A 19,721-nucleotide genomic window follows, 5' to 3' on the forward strand; every position below is an offset into this window, starting at 1 on the left:
ATATCAAATCCTATCACTCAGGAGACACGAGTAATGGCAAAGAAGAAGACCAAACCTGCGGGTCCAGGCAAGGCAAACAATGGCGGACATCTCTTTACGAGCGAATCTGTAACTATGGGGCATCCGGATAAGGTTGCCGATCAGATATCGGATGCTGTACTGGATGCAATGATCGCGCAGGACCCGCACTGCCGGGTTGCATGTGAAACGATGGTAACCACGGGCCTGGCGATGGTTGCCGGCGAAATAACAACAGATTGCTATGTCGACATACCCGAAGTGGTTCGCAGGACCATCAGCGAGATAGGCTATACCGATCCGTCAATCGGTTTTGACGGTGAGAATTGCGCGGTTGTCACCAGCATCGACAAACAGAGCCCCGACATTTCACAGGGTGTAAGTGAAGGCGAGGGCATGCACAAGGAACAGGGCGCCGGCGATCAGGGTCTGATGTTCGGCTATGCTTGCAAGGAAACACCGGTGCTCATGCCGATGCCGATCTATCTTGCTCACCGCATCACCGACAGACTCGCACGAATGCGTAAAAACAATAAGCTGCCCTGGCTTCGTCCTGACGGCAAGAGTCAGGTCACTGTAGAATATGACGACAAAGGCAAGCCGCTGCGTGTCCACACTGTCGTCGTTTCGACCCAGCACACCGAAAAGGTCAAGTATAAGGCCCTTCGCAAAGGTATTGTTGAAGAAGTGATCATGCCTGTGCTGCCCAAGCGGCTTGTTGATGACGAGCTCATCATACATGTCAATCCTACCGGCAGATTTGTCATAGGCGGCCCGAAGGGTGACTGCGGGCTGACCGGCCGAAAGATAATCGTCGACACGTATGGCGGTCGAGGCAGCCACGGCGGCGGAGCATTTTCCGGCAAGGATCCGTCAAAGGTGGATAGGTCCGCAAGCTACATGGCACGCTACATCGCCAAGAATGTCGTAGCAGCAGGTTTGGCAGATGCATGCGAAATACAGCTTTCATACGCGATCGGCGTAGCTGAGCCTATCAGCGTCCTGGCGAACACCGAAGGCACGGAAAAGATTGACCAGCGTGAGATAGAACGCATCGTCCGCAAGGTATTCCCGCTAACGCCAAAGGGTATGATCGATCATCTCAAGCTCAGACGACCGATCTACTGCAAGACCGCCCGCAACGGTCACTTCGGCCACAAGGACGGCGACTTCACATGGGAACACACAGACATGGTAGACGCGATCCGCAAAGAGGCGGGAATGGAGCCGCTTAAGAAAGGCAAGAAGAAATAGTTTTGATGTATGGTAATAACAAAAGAGCCCGGTTCATGGCCGGGCTCTTTTTTATTCGCTAAATATTTCTATGTGCTGGTGCTTCTTAGTGTTTGAAATGACGTTTGCCGGCAAAGACCATCGCGATGCCGAGTTCATCCGCAGCAGCAATCACATCCTCATCCTTTTTGGAACCGCCTGGCTGGATTATGCAGGATACGCCCGCCTTGGCAGCGTTTTCAACGTTGTCCGGGAACGGGAAGAATGCATCCGAACCGAGTGCGGCACCCTTGGACATCTCACCGGCATGCTTGAATGCGATAAGGCCCGACTCTACACGGTTCATCTGCCCCGCACCGACGCCAACAAGCTTTTTGCCGTTGACCAGTGTGATCGTATTACTCTTGACGTGCTTTGCGGTGATCCACGCAAGACGCAGATCTTCGAGCTGTTCTTCAGTTGGCTTGAGCTTTGTCGGATATGTCAACTGATCCGGCTCCCATGCTACCATGTCACGCTTCTGCAGCAGCAGACCGCCGACCAGACAGCGAACATCGTATTCATTAGTATCGACGGCGTTGCGATCGATCTGGCCGGTAGCGATCAGACGTACCCGCTGACCCCAGGCCTTGAGGCTTCGGATGGCTTCGAGAGCATCCGTATCGAATGAAGGTGCGATGATAACCTCGGCGAAGAAACCGCTGGCACCGTTGGCCTTGCCGAAACGATTGTATGATTCCATTATAATTGTTGCCAGATCTACATCGACAGGACGGTTCAGAGCAATTATGCCGCCGAAAGCACTGACAACGTCGCCCAGATAAGCTTTTTCGTAAGCGACTGCGATGTCGCTGTCAACCGCACATCCGCACGGGTTAAGATGCTTTACGACAACCGCTGCAGGATCATCGAATTCCTTGACCAGCTCAAATGCAGCGTTGGTATCAAGCAGATTGTTGAAACTTATCTCCTTGCCGCCTTCCAGCAGTTCACCGCTGCAGACGCTTACTTCCTTGCTGCCCGGCATCGTATAGAAAGCAGCGCTTTGATGCGGGTTCTCGCCATACCGCAGGCCGGTTTCCTTACTGACCGACAGAGATACACGCTCGGGGAACTCGACGCCGGACTTTTCGTTGAGATACGAAGAAATCGCCGCATCGTACGAAGCTGTCAGACCGAAGGCGACTCTTGCAAGGTCGGTACGCGTTTCCTGGCTCACGCCGCCATCGTTGTTCTTCATTTCCTCGACTATGCCGCTGTACTGAACAGGGCTGGTCACGACAGAGACGTATTTATGGTTCTTGGCCGCCGAGCGAACCATACTTGGGCCGCCGATATCAATATTCTCGACAGCATCCTCAAATTTGCAGTCCGGCTTGGCAATCGTGGCTTCGAAAGGATACAGATTGACGCAAACCAGGTCGATCGGCGTAATATCATGATCCTTAAGTGCTGCGGCATGGCTGTCCTTATCACGCAGAGCAAGCAGACCGCCGTGTATCTTGGGATGCAGCGTTTTAACCCGACCATCCATCATCTCGGGAAAACCGGTAACTGAGTCGATACTCGTGATCTCGATACCAGCTTCTGAAAGCTTCTTTGCCGTGCCGCCTGTGCTTATGATGTTAACACCCATTTCGCTGAGGCTCTTCGCGAAATCGACAACCTCCGTTTTGTCAGAAACGCTGATCAATGCGGTTTTAATCTTAACAACCATAGCAACAGTATCTCCCTTAAAGTAGCAAAAATGAAATGAACCGGTAAATCGGTTATTTGACTATTTCGATCGCCATGAATCGGCCATCGTCATTTGCAATGTACATCTTATCTTCGGTGTTTACAGCGTAATCCGTAACATCGCTGAAATTGACAGAATACAGCTTCTCGCCAGCATTATTGTCCATTACGGTGAGAACACCGGGTGCTGTGAAAATGTAGGCACTGCCTGATTCTTCAGTGAGTACCTCGAGCCCGCCTTTCAGTTCCCATACGGCCTTGCCGGTTTCTTTGTCCGCTGCATAGAAACCGCTCTGACCGGCGTACTGGTAGAAAACATCCTGACCAAGACGAACAGACTTCTGAAGCGGACTGCCAGCTTCAAAAGGTATCGGCCATTCGCTTCTGCCGTTCGAGATATTCAGCTTATAGACTTTTGTATCCAGACTGCTGATATAGACCGATCCATCTTCGTCGACCAGCGGAGCCTTGAGCCCTTCTGCTCCGATGAACTCCCAATCCTTCTCCGGACTCAGCGGGTCGATGGCAAACACTGTCCCGGGTGTGGTTGCAAAAACGAGATAATCACTCGAAGCCACAAATGAATAGATTGGAGAATCATCGTCGGCCGTTGCCTGGAAACTTTTGATGTAAGTTTCCGGATTGATCGCTGTCAGACGATTATTAGAGCCCGCAACGTAGAGCATTTCTTCCGTTTTGGCGATGCCGCAGTAAGCGGACCGGCCGATTGCTGGCAATTCCTGCGACTCCACAATTGAGCCAACCGCAGGATCGACGATCTTAAGATCGTTGCCGATTATAAAATAGAGCTTATTCTCTGCGTAAGTAGGGTTGCACACAGGCAGACCCTTCGAGGCGAGCTCAAGGCTGAACCGCGGAGTACCCGTTTTGGTGTTTATGCAGAACAGGAAGTTCGAATCAGTCAATACGTAAGCATAATCATCGAAAACAAATATTCGGTCAATGTCCTCATCCGCTTTGAGCGGCATGTTTATCTGCCAGGCCATAGCCATACCCCCAGCCTGCAGCAGATCGTTGGAAACCAGCCAGTCGCTTTCGTTCTCCATTCCTGATTGAGTCTGCGCGGAAGCTGACGGAGCCATAGCGGATAAGACTATAAAAGCAAAAACTACCAGATATTTGAACATGCTATCCATTCCCGTAAATATTCTCAACAAAACACATTTACTTAGATCTTCACAAACTTCGAGAGGTCTATATCGTTTTCCTTCTCAAATTTCATCAGCTCTTCGATGCGTTCAACGTCACCTTTTATTCGATTCGCGAGCTTGAAAATATAAGGCTTACCCTCAAGCCTGTTATTGAGGTCATCAAGCATCGGCTGCCATGAACCGCCATACAACTGCGCCTTCAAGACGAGCAGCATCTTGTGCTCCGGACTCAATGTCTCAACATAAGCCCTGGCTTTTTCCTCAGCCGCACCATTATGATCATTATTTTTGCCCGAAGCTTCTGCCATTTTGAAACCTCATTTGGCTCAAATCCTAACCTGCCATGACCGAATATGCAAAACAAAATTCAAGCTGACAGGTGCCGGCGGGCATTATCAGCTCTCAGTTTCGTCAAATTTGTCAAGTTCAGCCAGATGAACCAGTAACCTGGCCTTTTCAGGGGTGATCTCGGTCTTTTTCTGGTGCTGGATATATCCTTTTCCGGCAACCAGCTCACGAGACTTGCGAACCAGCTCCTTCGCTTCCTCCAGCTCCATATCCCGCAGATTCGTAGCATCGTAAGCTAGTATGGTCACGTGATTTTCATTTATACGAGCCAGACCACCCTCTACCAGATAATACCTGTCCGGCTCACCGGCGATCTCGTGCACTTCCATTATCCCCGTACCAAGCTGACAGAGCATCGGACAGTGATTGTAAAGAATACCCCGCATACCGTCATGTGCCGGGATATTCAGCAGAGCAACCTTGCCCTCCATCAGCGACTTGCCCGGGGTAAGTATTGAAAGATTGAATTTTCTTCCGATAAGTCCAACCATTTTCAGCGGATACCCTTAAGCACCTCTCTGGGCAGCCTGTTGAGCTGCCTCTTCGACAACACCGACATACATAAAGGACTGCTCAGGAAGATGATCCCATTTGCCCTCACATATTTCCTTACAGCTTCTTACGGTATCGGCAGCGCTGACGTATTTTCCTTCCATCCCGGTAAACTGCATTGTGACCGTGAACGGCTGAGAGAAGAACCGTTCCAGACGGCGGGCTCTTGAAACAGCCAACTGATCGGACTTGCCGAGCTCATCCACACCGAGGATAGCAATAATGTCCTGCAGGTCATGGTACCGCTGCAGATATTCAAGCACCTGCTGGGCAACGTCATAATGCTCCTTGCCGACCACATTGGGGTCAAGAATACGCGAGCTGCTCGCGAGCGGATCAACAGCAGGATAGATACCCTTTTCAGCGATCGACCTGCTGAGAACGACGGATGAGTCCAGATGCGTAAATGTGGTCGCAGGTGCGGGGTCCGTAAGGTCATCGGCGGGCACATAAACCGCCTGAACGGATGTTATCGCGCCCTTTGCAGTCGAGGCGATCCGTTCCTGAAGCTGGCCCATTTCCGTAGCAAGTGTAGGCTGATAACCTACCGCAGATGGAATGCGTCCAAGCAATGCGGACACTTCCGAACCGGCCTGTGAAAAGCGGAAGATATTGTCAATGAAAAGCAGCGTCTCAGCACCGCTCATCTCGCAGAGATATTCAGCCATAGTAAGAGCTGTCAAAGGCACCCGCAGCCTCGCTCCGGGCGGTTCGTTCATCTGCCCGAATACCAGGCATGTATTTTCCAGAACGCTCGTACCCGTGTCGCCGATCTGTGTTTCCTGCATTTCCAGCCACAAGTCGTTACCTTCACGAGTTCTTTCTCCGACACCGGCAAAAACGGAATAACCGCCGTGCTCGGTAGCGATGCGAGCGATAAGCTCCTGGATCATAACGGTTTTACCAACACCGGCACCGCCGAACAACCCGGTCTTACCGCCCTTCACGAACGGGCAAAGCAGATCAACGACTTTTACGCCCGTTTCAAAAACTTCGGACTTGGCCGAAAGCTCGACGAATTTAGGCGGCTCACGGTGGATCGGCCATTTCTCTTTGCTGCGTACCGGCGCTCCGCCATCGACCGGATCACCAAGCAAATTAAATACCCTGCCGAGGGTTTCCTTACCAACGGGCACTTTCAGAGAAGAACCGGTGTCGTCCACCTGCATCCCTCTTCGGAGCCCCTGCGTACTGCCCAGCGCGATGATGCGCACCCGGCCGTCACCCAGATGCTGCTGTACCTCACCAACAAGCTCTTTTCTGCCGTCAGCGAGAGGGCCTGGAATTTTTACCGCGTTGTATATTGCCGGAACATCACCGGCGAATTCGGCATCAAAGATGCTGCCAAGTATTTGAACTATTCTGCCTTTGCTCATAATTATTTTATCTCAAGTCAAATTAGCTGATTACTGCTGCTTGTTCGATCACTGCAACGCACCGCCGAGAATGTCAAGAAGCTCGTTTGTGATCTGTGACTGTCTTTCGCGATTATATTCATGCGTTAGTGATTCGATCATTTCCTGGGCGTTGTCCGAGGCACTCCTCATCGCGATGACCCGTGAAAGATGTTCGCTGAGCACCGCTTCATGAAAGCAACCGGAAATAACTGTTCTGATCATCATCTTCGCCAGGCCGTCGAATATCTGCTCGGGGTCAGGCGAGAGCAAAAAATCCTCGAATTCAACTTCCCACGGCCATATCACTGTTGCACGCGTGGTCAGGTCGTCGATAAGTTCGGCAACAGGAAGCACTGAAAGAGTCTGGGCCTGCTGACTTGCGGCACTGAAGAACCGCGTATAGACCATGCCGAGTCTGCCGATCTCGCCCCGCATGTACTGTTCTATAAAATGGTTGGCGATCTCTTCAGTCTGATCAACTGATGGAACATCCTCAAACTCATCGTAGATATGCTCGATCGGCACCTGCTGGCTGCGAAGATGGTTTATGACCCTGTTACCCTTGGCGTATATCTTCAACTCACGGTTGAACCTCTTTGCCATTTTACGATGCACATCGAGCAGCTTGAAAATATTGCTGTTGTACGCACCGCAAAGACCGCGGTCACTGCCGATCACTACCAACGCATGTGTTCGCGACTGATTATCGAACAGCAGCGGATGTTCGATAGTCTGCTCTGCGGTAACGATCAGATAGGCAAGACGAGCCAGACTGTCATAGAACTCCTGTCCTTCGTACCAGCTCCCATAAAGCTGCCTGTAGCGCACCGCAGATATGGTCTCCATAGTGCCAGTGACCTTATTTATGTTCTGTGCCGCCCTTCGGCGAGATAGAATTTGCCGCGTACTTGCCATTGTTTACAGGTAACTATTTTCCAAACGAGAATCTGTAGATGGTTTTATATGCCTCGATCGCCGAGACTATGCTCTCGCGCATTTCGTCCGTCAGATCACCCGATTCGTTCACTTCCGTAATGTATTCAGGGGCTTCGAGCTTCATCCATGAAAGCATCTCTGTCAGGAAATGCAGCACATCATCGGTCCTTATATCATCCAGCATTCTGGTAGAGCCTGCCAGGATCGACACGACCTGCTCACCAATACTGAGCGGCGAGAACTGCTGCTGCTTGAGCACTTCGACCATTCTGAGCCCGCGATCGAGCTGAGCCTGGGCTGCCGGATCCAGCTCCGTACCGAGCCTTGCGAAGTCCTGCAGTTCACGGAACTGAGCGAGATCGAGCCTGAGCTTGGGAGCGACCTTCTTCATCGCAGGCGGCTGTGCGTCACCACCCACACGACTGACAGAAATTCCCACGTCCACAGCGGGCCTTATGCCGCCAAGGAACAGGTCACGCTGGAGGTAGACCTGGCCGTCAGTGATCGAAATAATGTTTGTCGGGATATACGCGGAGACCTGCCCTTCTAGTGTTTCGATGATCGGCAGCGCGGTAAGTGAACCGCCGCCTTTATCATTGTGGAGTTTGGCACTGCGTTCGAGCAGTCGACTGTGCAGATAGAAGATATCACCCGGATATGCTTCACGTCCCGGCGGTCTGCGAAGGAGCAGACTAAGCTCACGGTAGGCATTCGCATGCTTGGAAAGGTCGTCATAAATACAAAGCGTATCCATGCCGTGCTCATACATAAAATACTCCGCCACTGCGGTACCAGCGTAGGGCGCGATATACTGCAATGCGGCACTTTCGGATGCACTGGCCGAAACAACAACCGTATGTTCCATCGCACCATGATCTCTGAGCGTCCTGACGACCTCTGCGACTGTAGATTCTTTCTGGCCGATCGCTACGTAGACGCAGATGACGTCCTGTCCCTTCTGATTGATGATCGTATCCAGCCCAATCGCTGTCTTACCGGTTTTGCGGTCACCGATGATCAGCTCCCGCTGTCCCCTGCCGATCGGTATCATAGAGTCGATGCTCTTCAGACCGGTAATAAGCGGATTCCGCACGGGCTGTCGATCAGCGATGCCCGGCGCCGCTATTTCGACCAGCCTCTTGGATTGTGTCTCGATGTCACCTTTTCCGTCGATGGGCTCGCAGAGCGCATTTACCACCCTGCCGCAGATCTCGTGACCCACCGGCACAGTAAGAACCTTGCCGGTGGCGCGGACCTGAGAATCTTCCTGTATTTTTTCATACTCGCCGTATATGACAGCGCCGACGCTCTCGTCTTCGAGATTGAACGCCTCGCCTACAACACCGTTCTCGAATTCGAGCATCTCGCCGGCCATGGCATTATCTAGGCCGTAAACACGCGCGATACCGTCACCAACTTCCAGCACTTTACCGACCGTGGCTACGTCAACCTCTTTGCGGTAGCGCGTTATCTCCTGCTTTATAAGGCTTGATATTTCGTTAACATCGAATTTCATTTACTAATGCCTTGTCAGATGCAAAACAGAAATACTGCTAATCTTAATAATTTAATGAACAAAACAAGAATCTAAATCACAAACGCGGAATCAGATGCGTTCATTCGGCTTGCGAACTGCCGGAGCTTTTTTACCAGCAAAGCCTGACTTGCTTTTCTTTAGCTTCGACTTTGAATTTTCGACGACCGAGTTCACGGCTCTGCCCAGAATGTTCTTGAGCGAATTATCGATCATCCGGTCACCGATCTTTATAATAACGCCGCCCATTATCTCGGGCTCGATATCCACCCTGAGCTTGACTTTCGCCTTTAGAGCGTCACTAAGTTCAGATTTGAGCTTTTCCAGCTTTTCGGGCTTGGGCTTCTGGGCAAATGTAACTTCCACTAAAGATATATTCTGCTGGGCGTCGAGCATGACTTCGTACTGATCGAAGATGCTCGCAAGAAAACCGATCCGATTACGGCGGGCCAGAACACATAGAAAATCCAAAGCCAGGTCTGATATTTTTTCCTTAAATACCCGCCTGACCATTTCACTTTTTTCCTGCCCTTTCAACTCCTGAGACGCGAGCAGACTTGCAAATTCAGGCTGTTCCTGCAGTATCTCGACCACGCGTTCGAGATCTTCCATCACTTTGTCGACACAGCCTGCCTCCTCGGCCAGCTCAAACAGAACTTCCGAATATATCTCTCGAACAACATGTCTGACTGATTCTGGCATAGTTTTAGCCGCCTGAGACGTTTTCTTCTTTACGGGTCTGTTCGGATTTCAGTTTCTCGATCGCCTGATCGATCATACGCGAATTGTCGTCCGTCGTAAGTGATTTGCCAAGCACTTCATGTCCAAGTCTTAGCACCATCTCACCGGCCTGATCCCAAAGCTGAGCCTGGGCCTCGATCCGGCTTCTCTCGATGTCCTCAGCAGCCTTCTCCTTCATCTGCTCGACTTCCTGCCGGGCTTTAGTAAGTATCTCTTTACTCTGCTTTTCGGCCTTGCTTGTATGGGCCACAACGATCTTCTTGCCCTCCTCGTCGGCCTTTGCCAGTTTATTCTTGTAATCCTGAAGGACCTCGTTGGCCTGGTTGCGGATTTTTTCAGCGTCGGAGATCTCTTTCTTGATGTGCTCCTGACGAGCTGTCAGGCTGGCCAGTAGCGGCTTCCAGGCTATTTTCCAAAGGACAGCAAGAAGCAGAAAAAAAGCCAGAACGGTCCAAAAGGACTCACCCAAATAGCCGGTGAAGATGCTGGGAGCTTCGCTCTCGCCCTCCCCATGCGCAGGCGCCTCCTCAGCGGCCAACGCACAGGCATTACAGGCCCACAGCAGCAGAACTGCACAAACACTTCTGACTTTCATATTAACCGACACCCAGAACAGCGAGTAGACAAATAACGAGCGCAAACAGTGTGACACCTTCGACGAGAGCCGCACCAATGATCATAGTGGTGAAAATACGGCCGCCGGTCTCTGGCTGACGCGCAATGGCCTCCGTCGCCTTTCCGACGATATTTCCGATACCAATACCTGCACCGATAACCGCAAGGCCGGCACCCATAACACCGCCCAGCATGCCCAGTCCTTTGTCGTCAATATTCACTTCTGCTAGAAAATTCATCAATTCGAACATCTACATATTCTCCAATTGTCAGATGCTGTATCAGTGCTCAGGAAATACAGCGAAACCAATAAAAATAGTAGTCAAAAACGTAAATATGTAAGCCTGCAAGAAGGCCACAAACAATTCGAGTATGGAAAAAGCGATATAGGCCGGAACAGCCGGAAACGCCGTAAGATAATTCTTGAATAGAATTATCAGAAATATCAGCACACCAAGAAGTATATGACCGGCAAGCATATTCGCATAAAGACGAATTGCAAGGGCAAAAACTCTTACGAATGAGCTTATCGTCTCCATAAGATACATAAGCGGTATCAGCGGCCAGGGTACTTTGGGTATGAAGCTCTTGAAGTAATGAGCAAGACCGTTCTCACGTATTCCCGCCCAGTGAAAGGTCACAAATGATATGCTGGCAAGTGCCCCCGTGATCCAGATATTGCCCGTAGCCGTACCGCCGTAATGATTTTGCTTGTCGGTAATAAAGAAAATGATCCTGTCCATGGGTATCAGCCCGAACAGGTTCATGGTCAGAATGAAAAAGAACATAGTCCAGATAAAACCAATGTATTTGTCCGTTTTTTCTCCAAGGAACGGTCGAGCCACTTCTTCTCGCAGATACAGACAGATCGCCTCGATCGCATTGCCGAACCCCTTCCTCACGAGCTTTCTTCGCCCTATGGCAAGTGGCATGACGATGCAAAGACCGATTACCGCCAGCGTCATCATCAGCATGTGGTTGGTAAACCTGAATGCCCCGATAGTAAACAGGTCCTTGCTGGCAACATGGTCCAACAGGCTCGTCGAAGCTAAAATATTTTGCAGGCCCGAACTCATAAATCAGTAATCAGCCTCTTTTTTCATTAATCTTAAAGCAAGCAACGTTTCTATTAACAGGAAAACCAGGTAAAACAAGCTGCCGAACAAAAAAAACCAGCCATTCGACATCCCCATCGCTGCAACGATGATAAAACCTATGACTGTCAGAAACAGCCTCACGACCGAACCAATGATTGCCGCGATGCCGACCACGAAAAAACCGCTCGCAATCGCGAATAAGACCGGCAACACCGATACAAAAGAAGTCGAAACTGTGACCACGATCGCCAAACCACAGCCGTACTTCGCTTCCGGCCCATGCACTTCGCTAACGCGGTAAACAAAACATAAGCCAAAGGCTACAAGAAAGAGAAAAGCTATTGATTTTGCTATTCCCGCTTTCACCTCTACAAGTCCATCTACCATCTCAACAGCAAAACTCAGTCGTCTGAGCCCCTATTCTTGCTGCCGTCTCCTTTAAGGCCTCCGGCCCTCTGGATCATGATGTAAAGCATCAGTGCGAATCCGACAAAAAATCCGATAATCATAAAGCCCGGAAAAGTATCCTGAAGCTTGTCCAGCTTACTGCCGAGCCACATAAAAAAACCAACGACTGCACAAAACTCTATTCCGATACCCATCCAGGCGAAGGCCGCCCAACGATCATTTTGATCTCGCTGGTCATTGTTTTCCGACATAAAGTCTTTCCAGAATAAAGCCCGGCCACTCAAAAACCGGGATTGGTCAGCTTCTGGCCTGATCGAGGATCAGGTCCGTGACCTTTTCGCTCGGCAGATTCAATGCGCCATACGCACTGGCTGCTGCAGTTCGCAGATCAGGGTCGGCATCCTTGGAACTGACCAGACCATATACATCGTCGATCTGACCATCTTCAAGAAGATTACCGTTCTTTTTCGCAGAGATCGCAAGCGATCCAAACGCGCTGATCCGTACGTCCATCGGATTATTCTGAGCTAGAGCAGCAGTTGCCAAAGCCCTCTGCGCGTCGGGACTTTCCAGTCTCGCCAGCGTCCTGCCCGCCTCTGTCTGCATTTCAGGCCAGTCATAGTTAGTCGCCTTGATAAGAACAGGGCGAGCCTTTGAAAGGTCCACAACCTTGTTCTCAGCAATCGCAAGTCGTGTCATCACTTTCGCTGCACGCATAGCATAAATTCGCGACAGTTGGTCGCCGAGATCATCGACGCCCTGCTCGAAATCAACCGCATTCGAGAGATTCTCTATGATCAGCTTGCTTCCAACAAATTCTTCGCTTGGATCAGCACTGCCGATAGCAATTGCCGCACTGTACCTTACAGCCATATCGGAGAAGCTCAGCGCCTCTACCAACGGCTGCTTAACGCCCAGTGAATAAAGCAGAGACTTTTCACCGGCACTGGCTGCAAGCGCCTCAACAGAGTACAAGGCAACATGTGCGTTCTCATCCTTCAGTGCCCTTTCGAGCGACTGATGCAGGTACTTCGGACCGGCCGTCTTAGCGTATGTGATCGCATCGGCGTGCCCCTCGCCAAAGTAGTCTGGCTGATCGACGCCGGTTCCTTCTGCCTTGAAGAACGAAGCGATCCAAAGCGAAATAGCCTTGCCGAACGAATCATCCGCTTTCAGCGAATTCTCACAAGATCGCATGGCCATGAGCTCATTGAAATAATCTTTTGCCACCTCTTCACGGACCAGCTTCTTCTGGTCCTCGTCCCAGAACCAGATATTGCCAAAATCATAGTCCGCCGAGGGTGCAAGCGACTGGTTGTGATAGTAGTACCTTTCCCCGAGCTGGAAGAAAAGCTCTGCCGCTGATACCTTCACTGCCGAGGGGTCGATGTCCTTGATCATCTCCACTGCGAGCTGACGCATCTGGTCTGACGCGGCATTCTCAGCAACATACTTGAGATACGGTACGCTCTGGAAATAACCGATCTTACCAAGGGCACGAACGATCTCCATTTTGACAGCCATGTTATCGGTCTGCAATGCTGCCGCAAGGGGCCTGATGGCTTCGCGCCCTATCTTCGGCAGTGCATTTACGATGTTTGCAAATTCGTCTTTCCTGCCTTCATCCGCAAGAGCGTCAAGCATGTACGGAATAGCGTATTCGCCCGCGTTCTGCAGACGTTCAGTTGCCGCGATCCTGCCGCGGATGGTGGTGCTTAGTCTGCGTATTTCCTGCGTAATGATCTCAGGATCTGTCCTTCTTATGTACCGCCCTGCTTCTATGATCTCAAGAACCTGGGAACTCACTTCTTCAAGCGCTGATTCGGTACTGATAAGCTTGAGCAGAAGCTGGTACCCCTGAGGGTTGTCCTCACTGATTGCGAGAACATTCAGCGGATCGGGGTCGCTTGCTATCAGCTCCTGTGCATATCCTTCGGCCAGGTCAAATCGGCCTATGCGAGCATAATGCAAAAAATCGGTCCAATTGTTCTTTAATTCTCTTGGTATGTCTTCCTGAGCCAGGGCAGTTCCGCCAGCGAGAATAACTATAGAAAACAACACAAGTGACAGTTTTTTGGCAAACATTAAAAATCTCCACATACCAATAGCAGCTATTAACAGGCTCGGCCTGAAAAAACAGTTCGTGCCATTATAATTTACGCACCCACTCTGTCAATTAAAAACCACACCTTGGACTGTCGCCCAGGGGGCAAACTAACCACTCCCTATCTGTACAGGCCTTTATTTGCTATAAATTCCGCAACCTCGGACGGAACAAGGTCATTAAGCGGCTCCTGATCGCGGACTCGCCGCCGAACTTCGGTACTGCTGATCTCGACACTGGGAGTAGATATCATGTTCCTTTTCAGCTTTGCTGCCCTATCCTGCCCCAGAGCTTCTTTAATTGGGCCGAAATCAGGTATTTCCACGCCGCCTCGATTCATGATGCAAACGCTGCATTCATCCAGAAATTCATCAGCATGATACCATTTGTGAAGATCCCTGACCGCATCGGCGCCTATAAGCCAGTAAAGATGCGCATCATCGCCATAAAGCTGCCTGAAATACCGCACAGTGTCCAGCGAATAGCTCGGCTCAGGCCTGGTAAGCTCACACTCACTGACTTCGAACTCATCGGACCCGGCAATTGCAAGCAGTATCATTTCCAGGCGATCCCTATCGCATGCCTTTGGCTTGTTTTTTTTGTGCGGCGAGCGTTTTGCAGGTATAAAAACAATCTTCTCGGCACTAAGCTGCTTCCGCGAGTCCTGCGCAACTGTCAGATGCCCCAGATGTATGGGGTCGAAGCTGCCGCCGAACAGTGCTATGCGGTTACCGCTCATGCAAATTCCTGCTTGCTTAAAAAAGCGGTATTGTAACAAAAAGCATGTGCAAGTGAAAACAGTATTACACAAAGACTCCCATATTAATGCAATTTTTGCCTTCAAAAAGGGTTATCACATGCCAAAACAAGAGAAATAAGACCACTCGACAGGGAAAATACTGAAGTTGCATCGGTCCGATTGACGATAAGAACATATAAATCAGATACTTATGAAAAATCCGGTTTAGTTTTTTCGCTTTTGTCGAAAGGAGATCCTTGTTATGGCAAAAAAGAAAGCCGCCAAAAAGAAGGCAAAGAAAAAGAAGGCAGCAGCTAAGAAGCCTGCAACCAAAAAGGCGCCGCGTAAGAAAAAAGCCACCGCGCGTAAGGCTGCAAGCAAGGCTGTAGCCAAAAAGCCAGCAGCAAAGAAGGCTAAGAAGAAGGCTGCAAAGAAAAAGACCAGAAAGAAAGCCGCATCTAAGACCACCAAGGCTGCTGCCAAGAAGAAGACCAAGAAAAAGGCCAAGAAGAAAACTGCTAAAAAGAGCCCAGCCAAAAAAGCAACTAAGAAAAAAGCTGCTAAGAAGAAGGCTAAAAAGGCTCCAAAGAAGAAGGCTGCTAAGAAGAAAGCCACCAAAAAGGCCGCAAAAAAGAAGAAAAAGAAAGCTACCAGGAAGAAATAAACCTGAACTAAACTGGATTTGCCGGGCAAAACCGGTATTTAAATGGAAGGTTCGCATGCCACGGCAGGACCTTCCATTTTTTCATGTGAACGCCTGCAGTATGCCGGACCTGGATATGATCAACTTGACATGAAATGTTTTGGAACTTAGACTTTTATCAGTCGGCATGTAAAGTCGTCAGCTCAATATCACTGAATGCAACGAACTCTCTACAAATATTTCAGCTAATCTTGAACGAGGAATCCGATGAAAAAGACTTCTATTTTTTTTCCGCTGATCATTATTGGTATCTGCCTTTCGCTTACAGGATGCCAGGATCAAACTCAGTCCATAAGCGAGAGACAGGCCCGCCTGGTCGCCAGTCAGAACATGCAGCTCAAGGCGCAGCTCGAGCAAAAGGACGCTGAGATCGCCAACCTGCAGGAAGAACTTGAGGACTGCAGAGGACAGATCGCAAAAATGGAAGAAGCCTCCGCTGCGGCTGCCGGCAACATGATGGAGATGATCAAATCCAGCACAGAATCACTGACCAAGCAGAATATCGAACTGCGGGCAAAAGTTAAAGAGCTTGAAGCAAAACTGGCCAAAGAGTCCGCAGATTAAACTCAAGCTGCCTCAAATAAAACTCGCTCCAGCCGTCCAGCCAGGGCGAGTTTATAATAATGCATCGCAGCTCACTATGGAGCCAAAAAGATGTCATCGGCGGACTTTGGCACTTCAGTGCCGGAATAGTCAGTTACGCCCTGAACGGTATAAATGTCATCACCATTGACTTTCCTGTCGCGATTGAAGCTTACAGATATGTCGCCAAAAAGAAGGTTTTGTCCACGACCGCCGTGGCTTCTGCTCATTGCCCGCTGCAGGTCATCGTTCAGAACGACTTCACGGAAAATGTATTGGCCGGATCGCGGGTCCTTTTGCAGGACGCTTTCGAATATTGGATTGAGGTCGCCGAAAAGAACGAACTGTTTTCTAAGTGCCTTTTGAGCACCCTTTTCACACATGAACGCAAAGCTGTAACTCAGGTTCTTTCTTGCGGGAAAGTCGACAAGTTCAGCCATCTGCTGTTTGCTGACATCTACTGGCTCATGTTCCTTCCTTGCGGGGCAGATCAGATTCTCAGGATCAACATAGCCCTTCTTGACAAGCACCCAGACCGGCTGGGTATTACTGTTTTTTCTTTCTGTCTGCTCACCGATCTTCCACCAGGGATTCTGCCCGGCCGCATTGCCGAAACATGGGGCGCTGCCGTTGCTGTCCTGTGCGTAGCTTTTGAGGCCAACTCCCACTCCCGCAAGATTTGCCTGACATGCTTTTTCCCAGGAAGCCTGTCTGATACGATTAAGGGATGGAATACCGAGCGAAATAACAGCAAGAACAATAGCCGCAACTGCGGCGACATCGGTAATATTGCTCCACCACCTACGGCCGGCACTTCCAACGGCTGCCGGTTCGGTCTGCTCGATCTCAACCTGTTCTCGGGTACGCTCGGCGCTTGCGGCAAGTTTAAGTCGCGCAACTGTTATCTCAGCGAGCTCATCAGGGCAAGGTTCTTCGCGCACATGGCCCAACGGGTCCAGGGTTTCCTGCAATTTAGAAAAGAGTTCAGCGGCTCTTTTGTCACTTGCAATAAGATCGCGCGCCCTGTCAATCCGTTCCTGGGACCCGCAACGGAAATAAAAGTCTAGAATGATGTCCTTTTCTTCTTTGCTTAGACTCTTCATTGTCTTTTCGAGCTCCGATTAAGTTCCTTCCAGCGTTTCGTAAAATGTACAACAGCCGTATGCAAACGACTTTTTACAGTTCCGATTGGTATACTGAGGATCTCGGCCATTTGTTTGTAAGAAAATTGCTCAAAGTATGCCAGAATCAGTATTCCGCGCAGATTTTCGGGCATTTTCGATACAACTTCGCGCACGCGCTGTGCAGTTTCGTCCTTAGTTGCCTCTGCATCGGGCGTTAGATCGTAGGAATCGAGAAGATTCACAACGTCATCAACGCTCACTCCGCCCGAATCTGCTATTGCTCCGAGTCCAAGGGAACTTGTACGTTGCTGTTTACGTAACGCATCCTTGGCTTTGTTCGCTGCAATCGTAAAAAGCCAGGGATGTAACGGCCTGCTGGGGTCGAACTTGTCCTTGCTCGCATAGAGTTGGAGAAATGTTTCCTGGAAGACGTCCTCAACGAGATCCTGCTGATTCAAGAACCTGCGCAAAAAAGCATATAAGGGGTTTTTGTATCTGCTTACAATCTCCTGGAACGCATCCTCATCCCCCTCCTTGTACCGCTCAAGTAGTTCAGCGTCACTCGGCCTGTCTGCAACTGCTTTCTTCTTCATAGTTTTCGCCTGTGATCAATGAATTTGCGCTAACATTATATATTATAGGCAACCTGAGCGCGATTGAAACAGCAAAATGGCAAAAAAAGCAGGCCGGTCTCATGTGTACCGGCCCTCTTTTGTTCAGTAATAATAACTATTGCAGATAATTTCGACTGCGCTATCGCTCATTCGGCACGAAAAATAAGACGGGCACAACCTCCCGAGATTCTATGTCGAGCTGGTCGAGCAGGATGCTCAATTGCTCGCCTGTATAAGAAAACTCTTCGCCAGCATCGAGCTGCTCGGAAATGAGGATACGTCTGCTGTCCATGTCTACGAGCATTGCTGTGCCTGGCACATCGGGCCTGATCTTAGACTCGAAACCGCCGCCCACCTGATACTTGTTGGCGGGCAGATTCTTGCCGACATAGGGGCTGCCGCAGCCGAGAGTGGAGAGCATTACAGAGCCTAAAACACAAACAATAATTGCAAGTTTGAGAACCTTAGTTTTCATTAATCGCTCCTTTTCAGATTTTCATAAAGCCAGGTTGCATTCAGTCAGATGAAAATTCGGCTTTATGTTACAGAAAATTTGAGATTTTAAAAGCTTTTTATGTCTTCACCAGCAGTTATCTGTCCAATCAGGTGAATCAGAGCACCTCAGCCTTTTCGATCATGATGGTTTCGGTCGGAACGTCGTCGTGCATGCCGTGTCTGCCGGTTTCTACCTCTGCGATCTCGTCTACGACGTCCATGCCCTCTACCACCTTACCGAAAACAGCATAGCCGGGATTGGCCGGGCCCTGATAATTCAGGAACGCGTTGTCGTTGTGATTGATGAAAAACTGGCTTGTTGCGCTGTTGGGGTCGTTCGTGCGTGCCATCGCAAGTGTGCCCCTATCATTCGCAAGGCCGTTATCGGCTTCGTTGACGATGGGGTCGCGCGTCTTTTTCTGGTTCATGTCCGGGGTCATGCCGCCGCCCTGGACCATGAAGCCGTTGATGACGCGGTGAAAGATCGTGCCGTCAAAGAAGCCGTCCTGCACGTACTGCAGAAAATTCTTTGTCGTTACCGGGGCCTGATCTTCAAACAACTCAATAGTAATGTCACCTTTGCTGGTGGTAAGCTTAACCTGGTTAGCCATTTGGTACCTCGAAAAATGTATCGTTACCGGGTTGCGTATCTTAAAACCGTTCAGCGTCGACTTGCGTGTCTGTCGCGACTTCGGCTTTTTCGATAATTACCGGATCGGCGGGCACATTCTGGAACTCACCTACGGTTTCAGTCTGGACCTGGGCGATTTCCTGAACGACGTCCATGCCCTCGACGACCTTGCCGAACACCGCGTAACCGGGCTGGCCGGGGCCGCCGTAGTTGAGATGCGGATTATCGGTCAAGTTGATGAAGAACTGATTGGTTGCACTGTCCGGGTCGGTTTTGCGGGCCATTGCGACTGTGCCTCGCTGGTTGGCGAGATTGCTGCCTGCTTCGTTCTTGATCGATGCATTCATCGGTGCACGTTCCATGGTAGGCGTGAGACCGCCGCCCTGGATCATGAAGCCAGGTATCACGCGATGGAAAATTGTGCCGTCATAATCGCCGTCAAGTACATAGCTCATGAAGTTCGCGACGGTGATCGGAGCATCTTCCTGGTAGAGCTCAATAACGATTTCGCCCTTAGTTGTGGCTAGCCGTACCTTCAGGGGTTCATCCTGGGCGGCCTGCTCTTCCTCGGGCTGGTCCGAATCCTCTTGATCGGGTTCCTGTTCAGGCTCGGCAGCAGATTCTTCTTCGGCAGGTTCAGTTTCTATTTCCTCAGTCGGCTCCTGTCGAGCACGTTCAGCTTCAGGCTCGGTCGGCTCATCGGGCTGTACTTGTTCGGTTTCTGGCTGTTCGATCTCCGTTGCTTCCTCGTCGCCGCCGCAGCCAGCAATTCCAAAACTGATGACCCCTGCAACCAGCGCGAATGTCAACAAGTATTTGAGTGACTTCATAGTTTGTCCTTTCATGGTCAGACCCACATTTTCAGATTCTGAATTAGATACCCTTTTCGGCTATTATAACAGTCGCCGGCTCACTGGCAAGCGGACAGCGGGTCAAATGCA

23 protein-coding genes are annotated in these 19,721 nt (G+C 50.3%); 3 read left to right on the top strand and 20 right to left on the bottom strand.

Annotation, left to right across the window (positions count from 1 at the left end; translation table 11 throughout):
* Window positions 1-33 precede the first annotated feature (33 nt).
* Window positions 34-1,272, top strand: coding sequence for a methionine adenosyltransferase (metK, locus tag STSP2_RS12370; RefSeq protein WP_146663075.1), 1,239 nt, complete (start codon window positions 34-36; stop codon window positions 1,270-1,272).
* Between the two features lie 85 nt (window positions 1,273-1,357).
* Here metK and purH read toward each other — a convergent pair whose 3' ends face one another.
* The 15 genes from purH to nadD all read right to left on the bottom strand — a co-directional run bounded on the left by purH (window position 1,358) and on the right by nadD (window position 14,631).
* The gene (purH, locus tag STSP2_RS12375; protein ID WP_146663076.1) at window positions 1,358-2,968 is read right to left on the bottom strand and encodes a bifunctional phosphoribosylaminoimidazolecarboxamide formyltransferase/IMP cyclohydrolase; all 1,611 of its coding nucleotides are present in this window, start codon (window positions 2,966-2,968) and stop codon (window positions 1,358-1,360) included.
* 52 nt (window positions 2,969-3,020) lie between these two features.
* Complete coding sequence (locus tag STSP2_RS12380) at window positions 3,021-4,136, bottom strand: outer membrane protein assembly factor BamB family protein (protein ID WP_169853191.1); 1,116 nt, start codon at window positions 4,134-4,136, stop codon at window positions 3,021-3,023.
* Window positions 4,137-4,177: 41 nt separating this feature from the next.
* Window positions 4,178-4,468, bottom strand: coding sequence for a hypothetical protein (locus STSP2_RS12385; RefSeq protein WP_146663078.1), 291 nt, complete (start codon window positions 4,466-4,468; stop codon window positions 4,178-4,180).
* 87 nt (window positions 4,469-4,555) lie between these two features.
* Window positions 4,556-4,999, bottom strand: coding sequence for a F0F1 ATP synthase subunit delta/epsilon (locus tag STSP2_RS12390; RefSeq protein ID WP_146663079.1), 444 nt, complete (start codon window positions 4,997-4,999; stop codon window positions 4,556-4,558).
* Between the two features lie 15 nt (window positions 5,000-5,014).
* Entirely contained in the window at window positions 5,015-6,436 is a 1,422-nt protein-coding gene (atpD, locus tag STSP2_RS12395) for a F0F1 ATP synthase subunit beta (protein WP_146663080.1), read from the bottom strand.
* Window positions 6,437-6,484: 48 nt separating this feature from the next.
* Complete coding sequence (gene atpG / locus STSP2_RS12400; protein ID WP_146663081.1) at window positions 6,485-7,372, bottom strand: ATP synthase F1 subunit gamma; 888 nt, start codon at window positions 7,370-7,372, stop codon at window positions 6,485-6,487.
* Window positions 7,373-7,385: 13 nt separating this feature from the next.
* Window positions 7,386-8,909, bottom strand: a complete 1,524-nt coding sequence (gene atpA, locus STSP2_RS12405) for a F0F1 ATP synthase subunit alpha (RefSeq protein WP_146663082.1) — start codon at window positions 8,907-8,909, stop codon at window positions 7,386-7,388.
* A gap of 90 nt (window positions 8,910-8,999) precedes the next feature.
* Entirely contained in the window at window positions 9,000-9,629 is a 630-nt protein-coding gene (gene atpH, locus STSP2_RS12410; RefSeq protein ID WP_146663083.1) for an ATP synthase F1 subunit delta, read from the bottom strand.
* 4 nt (window positions 9,630-9,633) lie between these two features.
* Window positions 9,634-10,263 (bottom strand): F0F1 ATP synthase subunit B, encoded by a 630-nt coding sequence (gene atpF / locus STSP2_RS12415; protein ID WP_146663084.1) that lies wholly within the window; start codon window positions 10,261-10,263, stop codon window positions 9,634-9,636.
* Between the two features lies 1 nt (window position 10,264).
* Window positions 10,265-10,534, bottom strand: coding sequence for an ATP synthase F0 subunit C (gene atpE, locus STSP2_RS12420; protein ID WP_236782704.1), 270 nt, complete (start codon window positions 10,532-10,534; stop codon window positions 10,265-10,267).
* A 30-nt stretch (window positions 10,535-10,564) separates the two neighbouring features.
* Complete coding sequence (gene atpB / locus STSP2_RS12425) at window positions 10,565-11,359, bottom strand: F0F1 ATP synthase subunit A (RefSeq protein ID WP_146663085.1); 795 nt, start codon at window positions 11,357-11,359, stop codon at window positions 10,565-10,567.
* Between the two features lie 3 nt (window positions 11,360-11,362).
* On the bottom strand, window positions 11,363-11,746 hold the full coding sequence (locus STSP2_RS12430; protein ID WP_169853192.1) for a hypothetical protein: 384 nt from the start codon (window positions 11,744-11,746) through the stop codon (window positions 11,363-11,365).
* Between the two features lie 35 nt (window positions 11,747-11,781).
* A complete protein-coding gene (locus STSP2_RS12435) occupies window positions 11,782-12,039 on the bottom strand; it encodes an AtpZ/AtpI family protein (RefSeq protein ID WP_146663087.1) in 258 nt (85 codons plus the stop codon).
* 46 nt (window positions 12,040-12,085) lie between these two features.
* A complete protein-coding gene (locus tag STSP2_RS12440) occupies window positions 12,086-13,873 on the bottom strand; it encodes a HEAT repeat domain-containing protein (protein ID WP_169853193.1) in 1,788 nt (595 codons plus the stop codon).
* A 140-nt stretch (window positions 13,874-14,013) separates the two neighbouring features.
* Window positions 14,014-14,631, bottom strand: a complete 618-nt coding sequence (nadD, locus tag STSP2_RS12445) for a nicotinate-nucleotide adenylyltransferase (protein WP_146663089.1) — start codon at window positions 14,629-14,631, stop codon at window positions 14,014-14,016.
* A 262-nt stretch (window positions 14,632-14,893) separates the two neighbouring features.
* On the opposite strand from nadD, the gene STSP2_RS12450 reads away from it, so the two are divergent.
* Together STSP2_RS12450 and STSP2_RS12455 are read left to right on the top strand one after the other, a co-directional pair.
* Window positions 14,894-15,295, top strand: coding sequence for a hypothetical protein (locus STSP2_RS12450; RefSeq protein WP_146663090.1), 402 nt, complete (start codon window positions 14,894-14,896; stop codon window positions 15,293-15,295).
* Window positions 15,296-15,541: 246 nt separating this feature from the next.
* On the top strand, window positions 15,542-15,898 hold the full coding sequence (locus tag STSP2_RS12455) for a hypothetical protein (RefSeq protein WP_146663091.1): 357 nt from the start codon (window positions 15,542-15,544) through the stop codon (window positions 15,896-15,898).
* Between the two features lie 74 nt (window positions 15,899-15,972).
* Here STSP2_RS12455 and STSP2_RS12460 read toward each other — a convergent pair whose 3' ends face one another.
* The 5 genes from STSP2_RS12460 to STSP2_RS17880 all read right to left on the bottom strand — a co-directional run bounded on the left by STSP2_RS12460 (window position 15,973) and on the right by STSP2_RS17880 (window position 19,610).
* Complete coding sequence (locus STSP2_RS12460; protein WP_146663092.1) at window positions 15,973-17,019, bottom strand: hypothetical protein; 1,047 nt, start codon at window positions 17,017-17,019, stop codon at window positions 15,973-15,975.
* Complete coding sequence (locus STSP2_RS12465; RefSeq protein WP_146663093.1) at window positions 17,016-17,633, bottom strand: RNA polymerase sigma factor; 618 nt, start codon at window positions 17,631-17,633, stop codon at window positions 17,016-17,018. Before STSP2_RS12465 ends, STSP2_RS12460 begins: the two co-directional genes overlap by 4 nt.
* A gap of 160 nt (window positions 17,634-17,793) precedes the next feature.
* Window positions 17,794-18,129 carry a hypothetical protein gene (locus STSP2_RS12470; RefSeq protein WP_146663094.1) on the bottom strand — a complete coding sequence of 112 codons (336 nt, stop codon included), beginning with the start codon at window positions 18,127-18,129 and terminating at the stop codon, window positions 17,794-17,796.
* Window positions 18,130-18,265: 136 nt separating this feature from the next.
* Window positions 18,266-18,760, bottom strand: a complete 495-nt coding sequence (locus tag STSP2_RS12475; RefSeq protein ID WP_146663095.1) for a peptidylprolyl isomerase — start codon at window positions 18,758-18,760, stop codon at window positions 18,266-18,268.
* A gap of 40 nt (window positions 18,761-18,800) precedes the next feature.
* Window positions 18,801-19,610 (bottom strand): peptidylprolyl isomerase, encoded by an 810-nt coding sequence (locus tag STSP2_RS17880; protein WP_146663096.1) that lies wholly within the window; start codon window positions 19,608-19,610, stop codon window positions 18,801-18,803.
* Window positions 19,611-19,721: the final 111 nt, after the last annotated feature.

This window comes from Anaerohalosphaera lusitana (assembly GCF_002007645.1).
Lineage (GTDB): Bacteria > Planctomycetota > Phycisphaerae > Sedimentisphaerales > Anaerohalosphaeraceae > Anaerohalosphaera > Anaerohalosphaera lusitana.

Coding starts and splice junctions, on each gene's coding strand:
- STSP2_RS12390 (WP_146663079.1), bottom strand. CDS start 4,999: ATGGTTGGACTTATCGGAAGAAAATTCAATCTTTCAATACTTACCCCG.
- STSP2_RS12440 (WP_169853193.1), bottom strand. CDS start 13,873: ATGTTTGCCAAAAAACTGTCACTTGTGTTGTTTTCTATAGTTATTCTC.
- STSP2_RS12435 (WP_146663087.1), bottom strand. CDS start 12,039: ATGTCGGAAAACAATGACCAGCGAGATCAAAATGATCGTTGGGCGGCC.
- metK (WP_146663075.1), top strand. CDS start 34: ATGGCAAAGAAGAAGACCAAACCTGCGGGTCCAGGCAAGGCAAACAAT.
- STSP2_RS12475 (WP_146663095.1), bottom strand. CDS start 18,760: ATGGCTAACCAGGTTAAGCTTACCACCAGCAAAGGTGACATTACTATT.
- STSP2_RS12465 (WP_146663093.1), bottom strand. CDS start 17,633: ATGAAGAAGAAAGCAGTTGCAGACAGGCCGAGTGACGCTGAACTACTT.
- atpH (WP_146663083.1), bottom strand. CDS start 9,629: ATGCCAGAATCAGTCAGACATGTTGTTCGAGAGATATATTCGGAAGTT.
- atpG (WP_146663081.1), bottom strand. CDS start 7,372: ATGGCAAGTACGCGGCAAATTCTATCTCGCCGAAGGGCGGCACAGAAC.
- nadD (WP_146663089.1), bottom strand. CDS start 14,631: ATGAGCGGTAACCGCATAGCACTGTTCGGCGGCAGCTTCGACCCCATA.
- STSP2_RS12470 (WP_146663094.1), bottom strand. CDS start 18,129: ATGAAAACTAAGGTTCTCAAACTTGCAATTATTGTTTGTGTTTTAGGC.
- purH (WP_146663076.1), bottom strand. CDS start 2,968: ATGGTTGTTAAGATTAAAACCGCATTGATCAGCGTTTCTGACAAAACG.
- atpA (WP_146663082.1), bottom strand. CDS start 8,909: ATGAAATTCGATGTTAACGAAATATCAAGCCTTATAAAGCAGGAGATA.
- STSP2_RS12450 (WP_146663090.1), top strand. CDS start 14,894: ATGGCAAAAAAGAAAGCCGCCAAAAAGAAGGCAAAGAAAAAGAAGGCA.
- STSP2_RS17880 (WP_146663096.1), bottom strand. CDS start 19,610: ATGAAGTCACTCAAATACTTGTTGACATTCGCGCTGGTTGCAGGGGTC.
- STSP2_RS12380 (WP_169853191.1), bottom strand. CDS start 4,136: ATGTTCAAATATCTGGTAGTTTTTGCTTTTATAGTCTTATCCGCTATG.
- atpF (WP_146663084.1), bottom strand. CDS start 10,263: ATGAAAGTCAGAAGTGTTTGTGCAGTTCTGCTGCTGTGGGCCTGTAAT.
- STSP2_RS12455 (WP_146663091.1), top strand. CDS start 15,542: ATGAAAAAGACTTCTATTTTTTTTCCGCTGATCATTATTGGTATCTGC.
- STSP2_RS12385 (WP_146663078.1), bottom strand. CDS start 4,468: ATGGCAGAAGCTTCGGGCAAAAATAATGATCATAATGGTGCGGCTGAG.
- STSP2_RS12460 (WP_146663092.1), bottom strand. CDS start 17,019: ATGAAGAGTCTAAGCAAAGAAGAAAAGGACATCATTCTAGACTTTTAT.
- atpD (WP_146663080.1), bottom strand. CDS start 6,436: ATGAGCAAAGGCAGAATAGTTCAAATACTTGGCAGCATCTTTGATGCC.
- atpB (WP_146663085.1), bottom strand. CDS start 11,359: ATGAGTTCGGGCCTGCAAAATATTTTAGCTTCGACGAGCCTGTTGGAC.
- atpE (WP_236782704.1), bottom strand. CDS start 10,534: ATGTTCGAATTGATGAATTTTCTAGCAGAAGTGAATATTGACGACAAA.